This window comes from Heyndrickxia acidicola (genome assembly GCF_001636425.1).
In the GTDB taxonomy this organism is placed as follows: domain Bacteria; phylum Bacillota; class Bacilli; order Bacillales; family Bacillaceae_C; genus Bacillus_AE; species Bacillus_AE acidicola.
In genome coordinates this window covers 4295742-4311482 of sequence record NZ_KV440953.1, presented here as the reverse complement: position 1 = coordinate 4311482, position 15741 = coordinate 4295742, and the positions used below count along the sequence as shown (strand labels likewise).

17 protein-coding genes and 1 riboswitch are annotated in these 15741 nt (G+C 40.3%); of the genes, 4 read left to right on the top strand and 13 right to left on the bottom strand.

The features are described 5' to 3' along the window. Window positions 1-533 precede the first annotated feature (533 nt). The gene (locus A5N88_RS20085) at window positions 534-2435 is read right to left on the bottom strand and encodes a glycosyltransferase family 39 protein (protein ID WP_066269332.1); all 1902 of its coding nucleotides are present in this window, start codon (window positions 2433-2435) and stop codon (window positions 534-536) included. Window positions 2436-2967: 532 nt separating this feature from the next. Further along, window positions 2968-3702, bottom strand: coding sequence for a GH25 family lysozyme (locus tag A5N88_RS20075; protein ID WP_066270732.1), 735 nt, complete (start codon window positions 3700-3702; stop codon window positions 2968-2970). 498 nt (window positions 3703-4200) lie between these two features. After that, window positions 4201-4366, top strand: a riboswitch (M-box (ykoK) riboswitch). A 294-nt stretch (window positions 4367-4660) separates the two neighbouring features. On the opposite strand from A5N88_RS20075, the gene A5N88_RS20070 reads away from it, so the two are divergent. Continuing rightward, entirely contained in the window at window positions 4661-5224 is a 564-nt protein-coding gene (locus A5N88_RS20070) for a DUF1003 domain-containing protein (RefSeq protein ID WP_328006977.1), read from the top strand. 724 nt (window positions 5225-5948) lie between these two features. Here the strand turns inward: A5N88_RS20070 and A5N88_RS20065 are convergent. Next, the gene (locus A5N88_RS20065; RefSeq protein ID WP_066269328.1) at window positions 5949-6593 is read right to left on the bottom strand and encodes a Bax inhibitor-1/YccA family protein; all 645 of its coding nucleotides are present in this window, start codon (window positions 6591-6593) and stop codon (window positions 5949-5951) included. A 279-nt stretch (window positions 6594-6872) separates the two neighbouring features. Here A5N88_RS20065 and A5N88_RS20060 point away from each other — a divergent pair, with 279 nt between their 5' ends. Continuing rightward, window positions 6873-7139, top strand: coding sequence for a hypothetical protein (locus tag A5N88_RS20060; RefSeq protein WP_083953233.1), 267 nt, complete (start codon window positions 6873-6875; stop codon window positions 7137-7139). 458 nt (window positions 7140-7597) lie between these two features. Here the strand turns inward: A5N88_RS20060 and A5N88_RS20055 are convergent, their stop codons facing one another. The 5 genes from A5N88_RS20055 to A5N88_RS20035 form a co-directional block, all read right to left on the bottom strand. After that, window positions 7598-8197 (bottom strand): hypothetical protein, encoded by a 600-nt coding sequence (locus A5N88_RS20055; protein WP_066269325.1) that lies wholly within the window; start codon window positions 8195-8197, stop codon window positions 7598-7600. 180 nt (window positions 8198-8377) lie between these two features. Then, window positions 8378-8833 (bottom strand): DinB family protein, encoded by a 456-nt coding sequence (locus A5N88_RS20050; protein ID WP_066269322.1) that lies wholly within the window; start codon window positions 8831-8833, stop codon window positions 8378-8380. Between the two features lie 42 nt (window positions 8834-8875). Further along, window positions 8876-9628, bottom strand: coding sequence for a 2-phosphosulfolactate phosphatase (locus A5N88_RS20045; RefSeq protein ID WP_066269320.1), 753 nt, complete (start codon window positions 9626-9628; stop codon window positions 8876-8878). 207 nt (window positions 9629-9835) lie between these two features. Further along, window positions 9836-10396 (bottom strand): CBO0543 family protein, encoded by a 561-nt coding sequence (locus A5N88_RS20040; RefSeq protein WP_066269318.1) that lies wholly within the window; start codon window positions 10394-10396, stop codon window positions 9836-9838. Between the two features lie 77 nt (window positions 10397-10473). Next, entirely contained in the window at window positions 10474-10926 is a 453-nt protein-coding gene (locus A5N88_RS20035) for a hypothetical protein (protein WP_066269314.1), read from the bottom strand. Between the two features lie 325 nt (window positions 10927-11251). Here A5N88_RS20035 and A5N88_RS26305 point away from each other — a divergent pair, with 325 nt between their 5' ends. Together A5N88_RS26305 and A5N88_RS20025 are read left to right on the top strand one after the other, a co-directional pair. Further along, the gene (locus A5N88_RS26305; RefSeq protein ID WP_083953232.1) at window positions 11252-12172 is read left to right on the top strand and encodes a C40 family peptidase; all 921 of its coding nucleotides are present in this window, start codon (window positions 11252-11254) and stop codon (window positions 12170-12172) included. A 159-nt stretch (window positions 12173-12331) separates the two neighbouring features. Beyond that, entirely contained in the window at window positions 12332-12511 is a 180-nt protein-coding gene (locus tag A5N88_RS20025) for an aspartyl-phosphate phosphatase Spo0E family protein (RefSeq protein WP_066269310.1), read from the top strand. A gap of 80 nt (window positions 12512-12591) precedes the next feature. Here the strand turns inward: A5N88_RS20025 and A5N88_RS20020 are convergent, their stop codons facing one another. The 5 genes from A5N88_RS20020 to A5N88_RS20005 form a co-directional block, all read right to left on the bottom strand. Then, window positions 12592-12912, bottom strand: coding sequence for an antibiotic biosynthesis monooxygenase family protein (locus tag A5N88_RS20020; protein ID WP_066269308.1), 321 nt, complete (start codon window positions 12910-12912; stop codon window positions 12592-12594). Between the two features lie 479 nt (window positions 12913-13391). After that, window positions 13392-13622 (bottom strand): hypothetical protein, encoded by a 231-nt coding sequence (locus tag A5N88_RS25155; RefSeq protein WP_157090737.1) that lies wholly within the window; start codon window positions 13620-13622, stop codon window positions 13392-13394. A gap of 156 nt (window positions 13623-13778) precedes the next feature. Beyond that, entirely contained in the window at window positions 13779-14216 is a 438-nt protein-coding gene (locus A5N88_RS20015; protein ID WP_066269306.1) for a YybH family protein, read from the bottom strand. Between the two features lie 143 nt (window positions 14217-14359). Next, the gene (locus A5N88_RS20010) at window positions 14360-15451 is read right to left on the bottom strand and encodes a DUF3626 domain-containing protein (protein WP_066269304.1); all 1092 of its coding nucleotides are present in this window, start codon (window positions 15449-15451) and stop codon (window positions 14360-14362) included. A 72-nt stretch (window positions 15452-15523) separates the two neighbouring features. Further along, a complete protein-coding gene (locus tag A5N88_RS20005; protein WP_066269302.1) occupies window positions 15524-15718 on the bottom strand; it encodes a hypothetical protein in 195 nt (64 codons plus the stop codon). Window positions 15719-15741: the final 23 nt, after the last annotated feature.

Here is a 15741-nt window from a genome sequence, read left to right as displayed (position 1 = left end):
TTAAATCGCTCCTTAGCTTTCTCATTAGGTAACAGTCTAGATTATGCTGTAAGTCAAAAAAGGGCATAGGCAGCCGCCCAAGTTTTTCTCAAAAAATTTAGGCTCTGTTAAATTGGCCATGTCCAAAATTCAATAAACATAAGAGTTAAGGTATATTAACCTGCATTGAAACCGCGCGCTCAAATAACGAAAGCCCTTAAAAGGACAGCGGACGCTCTTTGTTTGAATTTACGGGCGGAATTGGTAAATTTACGGGCGAAATTAACCACTTATCGGGAGAATCAGGTACAAAGACCCACAATCACCACCCCCGAGCACACCACATCACACCATTCCGCTTTATCGCTTTACTCTACTAAAAGGGTCAGACCCCTTTCACGCTTTAACGCGAAACAGCGCACCTATGCAGATTTCCAGCAATTCAAATAAGAAGTCCGATAGGCGCTGGAGCTAGATTTCAATAGGAAATTTTATACTTTCTTACTCAAAAATAAAGGCCCCTGAGAAGGAGCCTCTATACATGAATTTGAAAATTATTTTGCCTTGTATTCATACAAATTCCAGTTTTTATAATCTTTGCTTGTGGCTGGCTCCTGCCAATCACGGGGAGGAACAACATGGCAATGCTTATTTAACCAGCTGTACACTGCGCTGTTTTGTCCCTCAATGGGACTGGAAGGGGCAAGAAAGTAATGAATTTCCCCTTTTTGAGAAAGGTTTTCCAGTTTTGTAATGGTAAGGGCTGGATCGGTTCCTATAAAGCCTCCCATCGACATGACCGGAAGACCGGTATCAATATAAATAGGTGCGCCTGCTCTAGCATTAGCCGTTCCAACGAGATAGCCTCTTCCCTGATATTTTGTTTTTAAAAAATGCTCTAGCTTTCCATTGGAAGGCAAAAAATCATGCGCTCTGGAAAATTCAAGCTCAGGTCCTGCATAAGGATAGGCCGAGTCACCACCGTAAAGAATCGGCGTCATGGCCCAGGCGGCTGGAGCGGTTAGTGTGACAGCCACTATTCCAGTAAAGGCGAGGATGGAAAAGGAGCGTCTGGCCGTTTTCCAATTTAACACAAGCCCTGTAATGGCAACCAGCAAAAATGCCCCAACAATAAAGGATAGCCAGCGAAAAGTGTGATAGGACCAAATAACAGAAAGATCATAGGCGGCTGTACAGAGGAGAGACAGAGGCAAAATCCACGAACGCACGCCTCCCTTCTGCCATTGAATCCACATGTTTTTCCAGCCAATGGCAGCTAAGGCGGCGATACCTGGGGCAAGAATCACCATATAATAGCTGCTGAATTCATTCGCCATACTAAATATCAGAAACATCACCATTACCCAAGAGCACCAGAAAAGAACAGACAGCCGTTTTCTTCCGAAAAATTCCCTCCTTCCGTTTCCCCAGAAAAGAGAAAGGACGCTAAAGAGAATACTAGGTAAAAACCAGCTTAGCTGTCCGTTCAGATGAGGCGTCCTAAAAAGCCTGAGGAATCCCGGCCTGCCAATTTCACTACCGATTGGTGTAAAAGCAGCATTAATAGAATTTCCTGTTTCATTCGAATGCTGGTAAAGATTCGGCTGGCTTGTTTGATCTTTTTTATCTGCAGCCATAACCTGAATATTTCCAAGATGGCGCAGCTTTTTGCTGAACAGACGGTTAATACCGTTATAGCCTACTGCAAGATCCACCATTGAATTATCTGTTGTACTGCCTACATATGGCCTTTGATCCGCTGGAGTCATATCCACGACAATCGCCCAGGACATAGAAACAACAGCAAGAACAGCTGCAGCACAAACCATATGGACACATTTTTGTTTTAGATTCATTTTACTGCCATAGTAATAAAGGAATAAGAATGCCGGCAGGATAAGAAAAGCTTCCATCATTTTGATGTTAAATCCTATGCCTATGAGGGCAGCCGCTCCCAGCAGCCATCTAAGCCTGCCCACCTCCGCTGCTTTCATCGTTGCCCAGGCAGCGGCCAGAATGACCAGCATCAAAAGACTGTCTACTTCATTAGTTCTGTCAGAAGCCACCACAATCGGCGTAACAGTAAGAAAAAGAGCTGCCAGCAGCCCCGTCCCCTTTCCAAAAACGCGGGCTACAAGATGATAAAGCACGGCAGTAGATAACACCCCTGCCAAGGCTTGTGGAAAGAAAAGGCTCCATCCGTTAAACCCGAATATGTGAGCACTAACAGCTTGTATCCAAAAACCTGCCGGGGGCTTGTCTATCGAAATAAAGCCTTTGGAATCAAAGGAATTAAAGAAAAAGTTATGCCAGCTGCCGAGCATGCTTTTCACGGCAGATGAATAATAGAGATTTCCGTAGCCCTCTTCAGCCAATTTATAAAAATTGAGCATAACGGATAGCAGGAGAATCATCCCAAGAGCTGCAGAGTGCCACGTCCACTTATGTTTAATCATATTCATTTACTCTCCTCAAACGCGGTTATAGATGCTATTCAGAATATTGACCGCACTTCCAAATAGTAAAAATTACCCATTCACTAAATAAAGAAATGCAATAAAAAGTCTATCAATGGTATCTGTTAATTTCACTCTCCCGGCCCATTTTTCAGCAGCACAAGGAGGAACTTGCTTTACAAAAGAAGCTTATTTAATAGCATGATTGTGTCTATTATAAACAAGTCTAAATGCCTTTAGAATCACTCTAAATAAAATGTAATCAATCTTTACGAAAACTTAATAATCTTAACCTGCTTGCTAAGTCATTTCCTTCCAAAACAAGAAAAGCGGAAGCGCCTTGGTCATTGGCGTACGGATTTCGGAGTCTTCGACTGAGATAAAGGAAGCTAGATGAGAAGGAGGCGTAAAAAATCTGTGACGCGAAGCTAGAAAGAATAAAACATGTATGCTTTTCCTCCAAAAAGAAAAAGAGGAGTGATTCATCATCACTCCCCCCTTCTTCAAGCACCGCTCTATGAACATGTGGAACCTATAATCCGTACTGGTTAAACTCTTTTTCTGTCCCGCGGAAGACATTTAAATCAAGAGAGTTTTTCTTTCCTGAATGACCGGTCAATCGTCCACGGTTTGTGTATTGCCAAAACGCCCAGCCTCGGTTATCCAGCAACAAAGGCTTTGTGTATACGTTGCTGATCCATACATCACAATGAGCCAGATTGCCTTTCAGGTACATGTTATAGGATTTTTGTGTGGCATAGATAATCACCCGTTTATGATAATGCTGATTCAGCATCTTCACCATCGTTTGAAGCTCTTTAATGACTTTATCTGGGTTTGGCGGATTTTTTTCTTTATTGCCGTAAAACTCCAGATCAATAACCGGCGGAAGCCCCTTTTGGTTGGCAGGGACTGTTCGGATATAATTTTCAGCCTGGGTCTTCCCCGCGCTATCATAGCTGAAGAAATGATAGGCTCCAACCCGGATATTCGTTTTCTCTGCATTTTGCCAGTTCGTTTTAAAATATTTATCCACAAATGAGCTTCCCTCTGTCGCTTTAATAAAGGCAAAGCGAACTCCCTGTTTTTCAAATTGGGACCAGTCCACTTTCCCCTGATAAGAGGACACATCTACTCCTTTTACCGAATAAGGCTTTGCATTGATATCATTTGGAACAAAAATTCCGTTGCTCCACAATAAATAAGCCACGACAGCCGCTCCGAGTAACAGTACCAGCAAACCGGATCTTCTCTTTTTCTTCTTGATTGTTCCCTTTTTTCTTCTAACTTTTATATTCCATGCCAATCACTTCCCCTAAATAAAAAAACTAATTTCATATCGATTCAAGTGCAGCTGACACTGCATAACGCGTTTCATTTTCATCATTTTTATAGTCAATGAGTGTTGTCCATCCCTCATTATGTATAATTTAATTATACGTTTGACTTGTCCATTTTCCTATACCCCAACAGTTTCCATTCTAAAAGGTATTAGGAATCCCCTTATGAAAAAAGGGACGCTATAAAAAGGTCTGCTGCCAGTCGATTATAATTAGTGAGAAAAATCAACATTTTAAAGGAACAGATCTATTTTAAAAAAGCGTTCTTTTACCTTTTATTCCCATCTCCCTTCTTTAAACAATTGTCCCATGATGCCAGCCGTTTTTATTTTTCAAGGCAGCTCAACGTGACCCTTAAATGATTACATTGACAATAAAAAATGTAAAGAGTATATTAATAGTTGAGTGAAAAAAATAAGTGAATAAAAAATTCTCGTTAGGCGAGGCGTCTGTACAAACACAGGCCACTGCCCGGAAACGTCGAAAGACGCCAATGGGTATAACAGGTATTGCCGGATTAAGGCTTTACTTAACGTGGCTGAGCCATGACTCTACGTTGTCCAGTGCTAAAGCTAAACTAGGGGGATATCCATATACGATTTGACCAGTTTTGTTTGATGTGTCATTTACACTAACCCCCTATCCTTTCAGGGGGTTTTTATTTTTTCATTGTGTTCACTTATCGATCCAGCCGTTCATAGGATGTACCATAACAAGGTAAAAGGAGTGTGATTTTTTCGTGGATGGTTCCAGTAGTAGGTTGAGGGGAAAATTAAAATATGGAGTTACAGCACTTTCTAAGATTCGACAGGCGGCCGTCCCGAAATATCATGCTGCCTGCCAAATAGGAACAGTCGGATAGCTCCTAACCAAGGAGTGGTAAACATGATGAAATTTAATGTACCGAAAAAAATGGGGATTAAACCCAATACAGTTAATAAACAAACCATTCAAGGCTTCGACATTGAACTGAAAACAGAGGATAAAGAAAGAATCGACCGCCTTGTAGACATTTATGAAAATAGTATCCTAACCCATTTAGATGATGAATATGTTAGAAAAACCACTTGGGCTGACCGCCTGGCCGACCGGATTTCTTCCTTTGGCGGCAGCTGGAAGTTTATTATTTGCTTTGGCTTCTTTCTGGCCTTTTGGATGATCTGGAATTCGCTGGGTTTTACTAAACACTTTGATCAACCGCCTTTCATCCTGCTGAATCTGATTCTTTCCTTCATCGCGGCATTCCAGGCGCCTGTCATCATGATGAGCCAAAACCGCCAGGCTTCACGCGACAAGCACGAATCCATCATTGACTTCGCTATCAATTACAAAGCGGAGCAGGAAATCGATGATATGCAAAGCCACCTGCACAGAATGGAAGCCGAAATCATGTCCATTAAACAGTTATTGCTGGCCCAAAATAAAGAGCAGGAAAATGAAGAAGAGTGACAAATGGTTTAGAAAAAGGATTCCAAGGGATGATTGGAATCCTTTTTTCTATTTACTATTAAATTAACGGGCTTCGCAGCATTATAGCATGGGCTATTTGGGGCTAAACGCTCTTTATGGGGATGATGAAGGACTTTTTGCTTTCAAATTGACCCCCTTTCGGCCTTCATAACACCGATGAAGGACTTTTCGCTTCCTAATTAACCTCTTATTGGTCTTCATAACCACGATGAAGGACTTTTCACTTCCTAATTAACCTCTTATTGGCCGTCATAGCGGCGATGAAGGACTTTTCGCTTCTAAATTAACCTCTTATTGGTCTTCATAACACCGATGAAGGACTTTTCGCTTCCTAATTAACCTCTTATTGGTCTTCATAACCACGATGAAGGACTTTTCGCTTCCTAATTAACCTCTTATTGGTCTTCATAACTACGATGAAGGACTTTTCGCTTTCAAATTGACCTTTTATCGGCCTTCATAACCACGATGAAGGACTTTTCGCTTCCAAAGTAACCTCTTATTGGTCTTCATAACCTCGATGAAGGACTTTTTGCTTCCAAATTAACCTCTTATTGGCCTCATAACACCTATGAAGGACTTCCCCCAATCCTATAAACGTAAAACAACAATCTATGCAAAAATAAAAAAGCAGCATCCCCACCCATTATTGGTGGAAATGCTGCTTTTTTCAGTAAAACGTACCAAGAGCATGTAAATATATTTAATCTCTGCTGTTGATAATTCCGAAGAAGCGTAGAATGTTTAGGAACAGGTTAATAAAATCCAGATATAAGGATAACGCGAGCAATGGCACCATATCCTCTGTAAGCCTCATGTGCTTCATTTGGTTGAAATCGAACAGAATATACAGAGAAAAAACTATGGTTCCAATGACGGAATAAGCCATTAAACCGCCTGTGTTCAGCGGGCTAAACAAATTGAAAATGCCGATGAACAATAAGGCAAGCAATGAAACCAACAGGATGGTACTTAGAAAAGAAAGATTCTTTTTTGTTACGGTTCCAATGATGGCAAGGACAGTAAAGATTCCAAAAGTGGATCCAAAAGCCATTAATACAATATTGGCTCCAACGGTTGTAATGTAATGTTCAATGACAGGAAACATGGTAATGCCTGATATTAACGTAAAAGCATAAACAAACATGTAGCCTACTGCTTTTTTTCTTCTTAACCAGAACGCTGTAAAGATCATGGCGATTTCAACCACCTCAAGAGGCAGCATTAGTCCGGCTGGCACATATTGGCCGACATATAAACCCGCAGTGGCAATCAATAAAGACGTTGCAAACATCCACAGAACCTTCTGAGTGATGGAACGTTGATCTGAATATACTACATTTTCCATGGAAACATCCCCTTTCCTTACTAGTATTATATTTTTATTTCGTTTCATATGCTAGGATTTCAAAAAAAAATTCAAAAAACGGACTTAAATAGGCTTTTTAAATCTGGATTATTTCATTCTAACACTAGGTTCTCTTTTTAAACCTTGCTGCTTTCGCATGTTGACTGGAAAAATGTCGAAGAACCCAGCCTTCTCCATAAATAAAATTGATTTCACCCCTCTTTCTTGTTTTGGTATAGTAAAGGTAATAAAGGAAATTTATAGAAGGATGGCGGTATTGTGTTAGCAGCGGGAACTCTATTGTTAGCATTTGGTCTTATGCTTTTCCCAATGGGGATTGTTTATTTTAAAGATAGCTGGAATGATCTAAAAACATTTTCTTTCGGTAGGAAGATAGCGGCTGTACTGCTGGAAATTGCAGATATAGTGATAGCTCCAACTACAGCTTCGCTTAGTGTGCTTTTCCTGTCTGTTATTTTATTGGGTGTGGGCTGTTTATTTCTTTTAATGAATTTTCATTTGATAAGTCCGCAAATCCTAAGGTAATCTTAAATGCCTTTATTGATCTAGGCTCTGGTGCAAATTTAACCAATCCTTAAGTTTAGCATTTGTTATAACTGATATACTGGTTTCAGTCCTCATCGTCCTGCTCGTTGATTTACGCTTCAGGCACTCTCTTTCCGCTGCCGGCCAGGATCCTCATCGTCGCAAGCTCCTGCGGGGTCTCCCTTTGGTCAGCTTTTCCCTCAGAAGTCTCGCGCCTTCCGCTTCAACCAACATTGATATCAATTGTAGTTTTTCTCAAAAGTGTTAAAAAATTCGTAAGTGATTCAACAAGGCATCTTTTCGTCTTAAGTCAATGGGTATACATGCTAGAACCAAAGAAGACTCTATACCAATAGCAACAAAGTGTACGAAAAGAGCCTAAGCAAAAACGCCTAGGGGCTAATAGCCATGCCTAAGCGTTTTCTGTTATTATAGTAAGTATTTTTTAATTTTCGTTATTAAGCTTTTTGATCAGCTTTTAGCTCCTGCTGAAGCATTTGATTGGATTTTTCCAATTGTTTATCGAATTTTTCCAGAATGGAATTAATGGCTGCTCTATCTTTCTTTTGCAGAGCTGTTTTTAATTCTTTGAAGAGACCATTTTTCTTATCGTCTTTACCTTTTTTGTCTTCTTTTTTAAATAAGGCTTTTAATTCTTTATGAGCTTCTTGCTTTGTAATCTTTCCAGCTTTTTCTTCTTGCTTAATCATTTCGATTTGAGTCTTATGCGCTTTGTAGAAGGCTTGGTGCTCAGCTTTTCTTTGTTCCATTTGCTTTTTGAAAGCAGGAGTATTTCTAAGCTCCTTCATTAATTTTCCGCGCTCAGCAAGGTCTTTTTTAAGATTTGCCTTTACTTGAGGAGAAGCATATTGCTTAATCTCATTGATTAATTGATTATGCTTTTTGCCTTTTCCCCATTTTTCATGAGAGCCTTTTTCATCCTTTTGGTGTGAGGATGCTGTTGAAGTACTTTTATGGTCAGACATTGTATGGCCAATTGTTGGTACGGCTAATGCGGCTGCTAAGACAGGGACAATTAAACTTGATTTTGCTTTCATTGTTCAATTCCTCCTCAAAAAGTATTCTTAAGCTTGAACACTTCAGAGTATATCCACCGTTTCTTAAAAGTTTCTTAGAGGAAAGGAAGATTCTTATTAAAAACTCCACATATTTCATGAAGAATTGTCTTAGATTTTCGTTATCAAGTGCAGCCCTGTTGGTACCGCTATCTAAATGTTTCAAGCTAAAATTTGCTTTTTTATATGATGCTCCATATGGGCAAGATAGTCCTGTAATAGCCAATCCAGTGTTTTATGCTCACCGTTTCCGATGATACAAGTAGAGGCCAGCTTTTCTGCAGGGATATGGCTGATGATATGGATGGCTCTTTTATTAAGAGCACAAAAAAGCTGAAGGATTTCGTCAAGGGGAGTCTCTTGGTAGTGCTGCAATGCCACCCAGTGGTCCTGATTATAAACCTGGATAACATAGGGCTGTTCTTCGTACTGGATCTTTACAAATCTTTCAATGTTATTTATAGCTGAATCACATAAGTGGCCAAGGATTTCTTTTTTTGACCATTTATTTGGCAATGGGCGTTCCGTTATCTCTAATTCCTGTAATCTACTTAATTCTTTTGGAAGTGTCTCTATCCAATGGTTTAAACCGGCTATTACGGATTCAACGGTCTGCATGGTTTATGCTCCTTTATCTTTGTATTCACTAAAAGGGAAACATTAATATTGGGCTTCTACGAAATGATCCTTGTTTAAAATGGGAACCGTCTGATATACATTCAGCCGGCTGCAGTGGATGACATCCTCTCCAAATCCTTTTGCCCGCAATTCTCTTCCGCTTCCGCTCTCCCAAATCAATTCTTTTATTTTTTGTCTGGCGCTTTGAAATGCGCCCATACACACCTCTGCTTCAGGTGATTTTTCACCATCCAGCATAGAGACAATAGCACCTGCACCCAAATAATCTTCTATCGAAGGACGAAGTGCATCTTCTTCCTCTTTCCTGTTACTCCATTGCTCTCCGCATGGAACCACCGTAATATTGGCCTTCGTTTGCGCCTGAAACCGGTTCGCTGCTGCTGCTGCAGAAGATGCATTCAGCAAGGAGCCAATGAAAAGAGCCGGAACTTCAGAGGCGATCCAGGTACAAAAAGCACCATTTAGTGAGGACAGAACGTACCTTTTATTCGCATGCTCAGACCGGAATGAAACAGGAGATAAGGTTGGTTTTCCCACTTTTGCTGCCTCTGCTCTCCCTAAAATATATTCCGCTCCCAGTTTTTCAGCATATTCTTTTCCATTTAAATCGGGAGGATAAGGATAAAGGACGGCTCCGTATCGTAAAGCAGATACGACGGTGGAGGAAAAACTAAGAACATCGACAATGATCATGATATCCCCTCGTTCTGCCGCTTCTCTCGCCCCCCTTTTTCCCCACTCTACACGGCAAGCATATGGAGATTGGCTAAACATATTGCACCACCTTTACATATTGAAACAAGTATTGGCATGTTCGGACAGCCAGCCCGACCACCTCCCTTTCATTCCAATTTTAACCTATCTCGCCACGAGCAACATACATTTATCCCTTCAAAGCACAAAAAAACCTCATATATTAGCCTGCCTAATATATAAGGTCACATTTTTATATCCAGCTTTTATTCCGTTCAGGGGAAGAATCTATACTTCAGCAAAATGACTTGCTTTACTTAACCTGTGCGCAATAAGATATATCACAAAATAAATAGGGAACGAATAAAAGATACTCCAATTGGTCATGACATATAATCCAATCCACTGAAAAAGAAGCTCGCCAATGAAGGCAGACCCTCCAGCGAAGATCAATCCTTTAAGATAAGGAGATCGTATCGGCTTGTACTGTATCAGCAGCATAACAAATACAGGCAGCAAACAAAAATCCCAAGGAATAAAGGAAGGCATGGAAGGCAGCACCTTTCCTGTATAAAACCATAACCCATACATTGTCCCCCAAAAATCCAGCCAGGACGTTGTAATAATGACGAAGAAACCAGCAAATAACAAACGATCTCTGCTTTCCTTGTGACGGAAAATAAACCAAAGAACCCAAGGTACGACAGCAAGAAATAAGGACAAGAAAAAATCCCAATGAAAAAGAGTATGATGAAGCCAATAATGAAAATATTCACGATGGGCTTCAATTACTTTTTTATAAAAATGATCCACTTCGTTTATTCTGTGAGAACCCTGTAAAGTATCCATTCCCAATCCTTCTTTGTTCATAACGTCCATTTTTAAAAAACAAGTAATCCTAAAGGGTGAACGTCACTCTATATTTTCTATTCAATCCTGCAAATCCACTTATAATACTTCAATAAACTAATCAAAAGAATAGGATCCAAAATAGCTGAGTACTTCCAATCCCACCAGCCGTAATGAAAATATCCAAATGGCTGCGGCAGCATAGCGATCATTTCATAAATCAGAATACTAATAACAAAAAGAACCAAATAGATTCCTTTTGTCTTCAGATTTGATGTAAGCGGGTACCAATTTAAAAATATCATATTGACGGGAGGAAGCAGCAGAATGTGGGCGGGTAGGCCGCTCCAATCAATGGCTTTTGTAAAGTACCAGTAGCCGTGATACTTGAAGTCCACATAGATGTCAAATAGATTTTGGCATGCAATGGTATAAAACCATATGTGAGCAATTTGATTTTTACTAAGCCTCTTGCATTTTTTAAAAGCAATTAGATTAAAGACAATAATGGCAAGAATAAGTCCAATCATATAAAATCCTTTTTATCGCTAGATTGCCTTAAAAAAGGAAATTTTATTCATTTGCTTTAAGACGGTTTTTTGGAGGATTTTTTTACTATTCTTACCTTTAAATCCTTTATCAATATAATATTCCATAATTTTCTTATACAAAGAATTCCTTTGTAAGAAAATAAACCCTCTACTTCCATTACAAAAATTTTTACTATATTAAACTTATATTACAAGAGTAAAATAGGGACTATTAAATCTTTACTAGATAAGTAGATACTGTATAAAATGATAAAGATTTCAAAAAAAATCACCAAAATTAAACAACAAGAGAGGATTTGAATGGATGAAGAGTAAAATAGCGGTAACAATGGGTATGACTGCTTTACTGTTGCCGTTTAGTATGGAAAACGCAGCTGCCCACGCATCTTCTGCAATTGGAAAAGTAACAGTAAAAGCAGATCATTTATATGTTCGCTCAAGTGATAGCTTCACGGCAAAGCCTGTAAGTGTTTTAACGAAAGGCGAAACCGTTAATGTGTATAAAGAAGCCAATGGCTTATATAATATCGGTGGAAACCAATGGGTAACTGCCAGTTCAAAATATGTAACATTTTCAAAAACTGCAAGTGCAAGTGGAAGTGCAAGTACTGTAACGACTGCTTCAGTAAGCAGTAATGCACTCACGGTAAAAGTCGGACAGGTAAACATTCGGAAGTCGGCTGATTTTTCCTCTACCATTGTAGCCATTGCCTACAAAGGCGATTCTTATTCCATTCAGGGTGAAGAAAATGGAATGTACAAAATCGGCACGAACAGATGGATTACAGCTAATTCAGCCTATGTAACAGTTGGAAGCCATTCTAGCGGACAGGTTTCATCATCATCGACATCATCATCGAGCTCATCCCCTAATGTCGTTTCGTATGCTGAAAAGTATGAAGGTATGCCGTATGTCTGGGGCTCATCGGATCCGGCAAATGGCGGTTTCGATTGTTCAGGACTGATTTATTATGTCTATAAGAATAATGGATATTCCATTTCCCGCTTATCAGCTGCAGGATATTGGAATCAGGTCGAAAAATTATCTTCTCCGCAGCCAGGGGACCTAGTCTTCTTCCAAGGTACATATGAAGCAGGCCCATCTCATGTCGGCATTTATGTAGGGGGCAATAATTTCATAAGCGCAACCAGCGATGGTATTGAAATCTCGAGCCTAAGCAATTCCTATTGGCACCAGCATTTCTTAGGATATGGCCGTTTTTAAAAGTAAATTCATAAATGAAAAGGTGTTCAGTTTAAAACTGAGCACCTTTTTTATGCTTATGCTGCGTTCTCTTCGTAAACGGTCTATCGCTTTATACATATACTTTGCGGATTAGCGAAATACTGCATATATATATAAAGCATAGAAGATGGTGTTTATATGAAAAACAAAATTGAAAAAGAGAAAGAGCTTTGGAATAAAATCAAACAGCTTCGTGAAGAGATGGTTGCCATTGCTGAGAAAAAGAAATTAGACTTTCTGGATGAGGAAGTGTTATCCATAAGTCAACAGTTAAATAAGCTTTTAAATGAATATGAAAAGTTATTGCATCAAAAATAGAGTACTATCCCCTCCATCCTTCTGCTCATTTTTTAAATAGCTTCCTTGGAATGAGCTCCTAACAGATTGATTCAATAGAATTACATTTCAAAAGAGTAATCCTTCTCCACTTTACATATTCGAACGGTGTAGTTTTTATACCATTCTTGCTTGCCCTTTTCCTGGGCCATTTTATGAGCGGAGTGCTCTTTCCACTTCTTTATGGCTTCTAATGAGCTCCAATAGGAAACAGTAATTCCTATTTCCTCTCTCGCACTTTCAACTCCTAAAAATCCTTCTTGCTTTGAAGCGAGTTCATCCATGGCATTTGACATTTTATCATACCCTTTGTCCCCGTCTGATCGTTGGGATGTAAAGATTACAGCATAATATGGAGGCTGAAATTGTTTTGATTTGTTCATTTGAAGTTCCTCCCATTAGGTTCGTTTTGTTATTAAAGCAAGAATTACAGAGAACCATTGAGATATAGGAAGCGTTTTGGAGTTCCTGCTGGTTGATTTACGCTCCAGGCACTCGCTTTCCGCGGGGCGGTAGTGGAGCCTCCTCGTCGCTGCGCTTCTGCGGGGTCTCCCCTAACACGCTGATCCCGCAGGAGTCTCGTGCCTTCCGCTCCAATCAACTTTGGTTTCAATTAATAGTAGGATTGAACTGAGATTTTGGTATTGCCCTGATCATCCTCTCGTTAATGTTCGCTTTATCCATCTGTTTCTTTTCTAATCAAAAAGGGGGGCTTTCCTTGAGACGTTGGCAGCGCTCTGAATTTCATGCTGGTTGATTTACGCTTCTGGCACTCGCTTCAATCAACTTTGAATTCAATTAATAGTGGGATTGAACTGAGATTTTGGTATTGCCCTGATCATCCTGCTCGTTAATGTTCACTTTATTCATTGGTTTCTTTTCTAATCACAATAGGGTTCAAATTAACTTTGGGCTTTCCTTGAGACATTGGCAGCTCTCTGAATTTCCTGCTGGATGATTTGCGCTTCTGGCACTCGCTTTCCGCGGGACGGTTAGTGGAGCCTCCTCGTCGCTGCGCTTCTGCGGGGTCTCCCCTAACACGCTGATCCCGCAGGAGTCTCGTGCCTTTCGCTTCAATCAACTTTGGGTTCAATTCGACATCGACCTTTAACTGCTACCTTGGCAGCGTTCTAATCTTCTTATTGACTTCTGCTTCACGCAATCACTATCCGCGGGTGACCGAGAGCTTTTTCGCAGCTTTAAGTCTCCAGGTCTCCCTTTACCAGCCTTCCCCTAGACAGTGTTGTGGTTATTTTGAATTAAAGATCCCTTTTCCGGTTTCCATACTGATTGGCAATGAGGAGTGTTCATGTGTGATGGTCCATGATCCATTTTCTTTTTTTAATCCGAATGTGAATCGATTGATCATTTGACGGAGTTTTTCTCCGGACGGATTGTAGGCAGCGAACGAAACGGCACAGTGGACGAAAGCGAGATTTGAATTTTCCTCGACGGCGACGTCCTCAAAGGCTACTTTTAGATTGATCGCTTCTTCTTTTAGACCGTTAAACCAGCCCTCCACCATCTCTCTCCAATTGGAAATCCCTTTGCACTCCCAATTTTCCCAGCAATCATAAATATGAACGTCTGAAGCATATGAAGATACAAATCTCTCGACATCTTTTTCATAAACGGCAGATTGATAATTTCCCAGGACATCCTGAACTTGCTGAAAATCTGAACTCATGTATTCATCTCCTTTTTTTCACTGCATGTAGGCAGATTGGTTCCACTTACATTTCTCCATGCCTACACTCTTTTTCCTGCCTTAACATCCTGTTTTATTTCGCACACCCCAAAAAAAGGATTCCACTTCCCTAACCTCCTGCTCTAGCCCCCTTTTGTCATGGGCTTTCCATATCTAACTAAAACATGCCACAACAGCTTCAATTCCTGAAGGACTTCCTCAGGAGTCCCACGGTCTCCCCAGGACGTTGGATTTTTTTTCAAATCCGCTGCAGCAGTGCCAATGATATTGGCATCAATAAACTGATTTTGTGCAATCCGTTTTGCCAATGATGGCATGGAGGGCCCTCTAAAATCACTAGGGACCTCGTCAACCTTCAGAACAAAGCCCGTATGCCAAAAAAGCTGAATGGAATACTTCAGGCACATTTTTTCCAGAATTTCACCTATGTGCGTTCCTTTAAAAGAAGGATCAGCCACCAATACTTCAACATCTTCTTTTAGAGAGAGATCGCCATGAACCTGAGCTTCAATATAGTGATTAAGATTGTGGTTTGCCGCCTTGTTTGCCGGATCGTCTATTCTTTTTTCAAGGTTAAACAGTAAATGATGTATCAATGTTACAGGAGTTAGATTCCTCTCACCGATGGCAAACTCTCTTGTGAACGTTTCTTCCAAAAGTGCAGCCATAATGAGGTCAAACTCTTCATAGGTTCCCTTTTCTTTTGGGGCCTGATGGGAATCAAGGTACGTATAAGTGGAACGGTATGAGACCTTAGGAGAAAGCAGAAAATAACAGGATCCAAAGCGCGGAGCCGGTCCATCCGGGTGCAGCATAACATGGAGGGCCCCATACTTAGGCCGTTGGCTATTCGTTGTCCCCTTTAGCTGGTAGGCTCCTCCAAACAGCTCCTTTTCCCATAGGTCCCGCTCACCGCCAGGATAAGCAGATACACTTCCATTGGATAGGAGGGTTTCAAATTGGTTCTTATAAATCCCTTGCTCAAAAAGAGCTTCCGCAATGCTTTTCATCATTCCATCTGGTCGGTCAGGATGAAAATGCAGTCCAATCCTTGCTTTCGCTTTTAAATGATTCACCGCTTGTTCAAATTGTTGATCTGTAATATTAGACATCTTAAGGATGTGGTTCATAACTGCATTCGCTTCCTCTTTCCCTTTTCTGGCATATTGAGTGATATGATCTAATGCGAATAATTGAGATTTTGATAAGTCCATCGTATTTCATCCCTCCTCTCATCACATCTAATCTTTCTCCAAAAGTTTTGTTCTTCCCTTCTTCTACAGCTGTCACTTTTGGTAAACGAGTAAAAAAGATTGCAACTGCAACCCCATTCTCCTTCTCAAATAAATAAACTTCACTTTTTCAATAATTGATTGACTTTTCTTTTGCCCTTTAGATTCCTTTGAATCACTTTTATAGAATGGTATATCCATGCTAAAAAGGATTGCCGCAGCAATCCTTTTCCGTTCCGTACCATTCACTATTTAACTCTCCAGTGTATTTC

What these genes read in the sequence shown, in the direction of transcription:
- A5N88_RS20055 (WP_066269325.1), bottom strand. Translation starts at nt 8,197, where the DNA reads ATGAAAGCAAAATCAAGTTTAATTGTCCCTGTCTTAGCAGCCGCATTA.
- A5N88_RS20085 (WP_066269332.1), bottom strand. Translation starts at nt 2,435, where the DNA reads ATGATTAAACATAAGTGGACGTGGCACTCTGCAGCTCTTGGGATGATT.
- A5N88_RS20050 (WP_066269322.1), bottom strand. Translation starts at nt 8,833, where the DNA reads ATGCAGACCGTTGAATCCGTAATAGCCGGTTTAAACCATTGGATAGAG.
- A5N88_RS20040 (WP_066269318.1), bottom strand. Translation starts at nt 10,396, where the DNA reads ATGGATACTTTACAGGGTTCTCACAGAATAAACGAAGTGGATCATTTT.
- A5N88_RS20065 (WP_066269328.1), bottom strand. Translation starts at nt 6,593, where the DNA reads ATGGAAAATGTAGTATATTCAGATCAACGTTCCATCACTCAGAAGGTT.
- A5N88_RS20070 (WP_328006977.1), top strand. Translation starts at nt 4,661, where the DNA reads ATGATGAAATTTAATGTACCGAAAAAAATGGGGATTAAACCCAATACA.
- A5N88_RS20025 (WP_066269310.1), top strand. Translation starts at nt 12,332, where the DNA reads ATGAAAAACAAAATTGAAAAAGAGAAAGAGCTTTGGAATAAAATCAAA.
- A5N88_RS20020 (WP_066269308.1), bottom strand. Translation starts at nt 12,912, where the DNA reads ATGAACAAATCAAAACAATTTCAGCCTCCATATTATGCTGTAATCTTT.
- A5N88_RS20035 (WP_066269314.1), bottom strand. Translation starts at nt 10,926, where the DNA reads ATGATTGGACTTATTCTTGCCATTATTGTCTTTAATCTAATTGCTTTT.
- A5N88_RS26305 (WP_083953232.1), top strand. Translation starts at nt 11,252, where the DNA reads ATGAAGAGTAAAATAGCGGTAACAATGGGTATGACTGCTTTACTGTTG.
- A5N88_RS20015 (WP_066269306.1), bottom strand. Translation starts at nt 14,216, where the DNA reads ATGAGTTCAGATTTTCAGCAAGTTCAGGATGTCCTGGGAAATTATCAA.
- A5N88_RS20010 (WP_066269304.1), bottom strand. Translation starts at nt 15,451, where the DNA reads ATGGACTTATCAAAATCTCAATTATTCGCATTAGATCATATCACTCAA.
- A5N88_RS20045 (WP_066269320.1), bottom strand. Translation starts at nt 9,628, where the DNA reads ATGTTTAGCCAATCTCCATATGCTTGCCGTGTAGAGTGGGGAAAAAGG.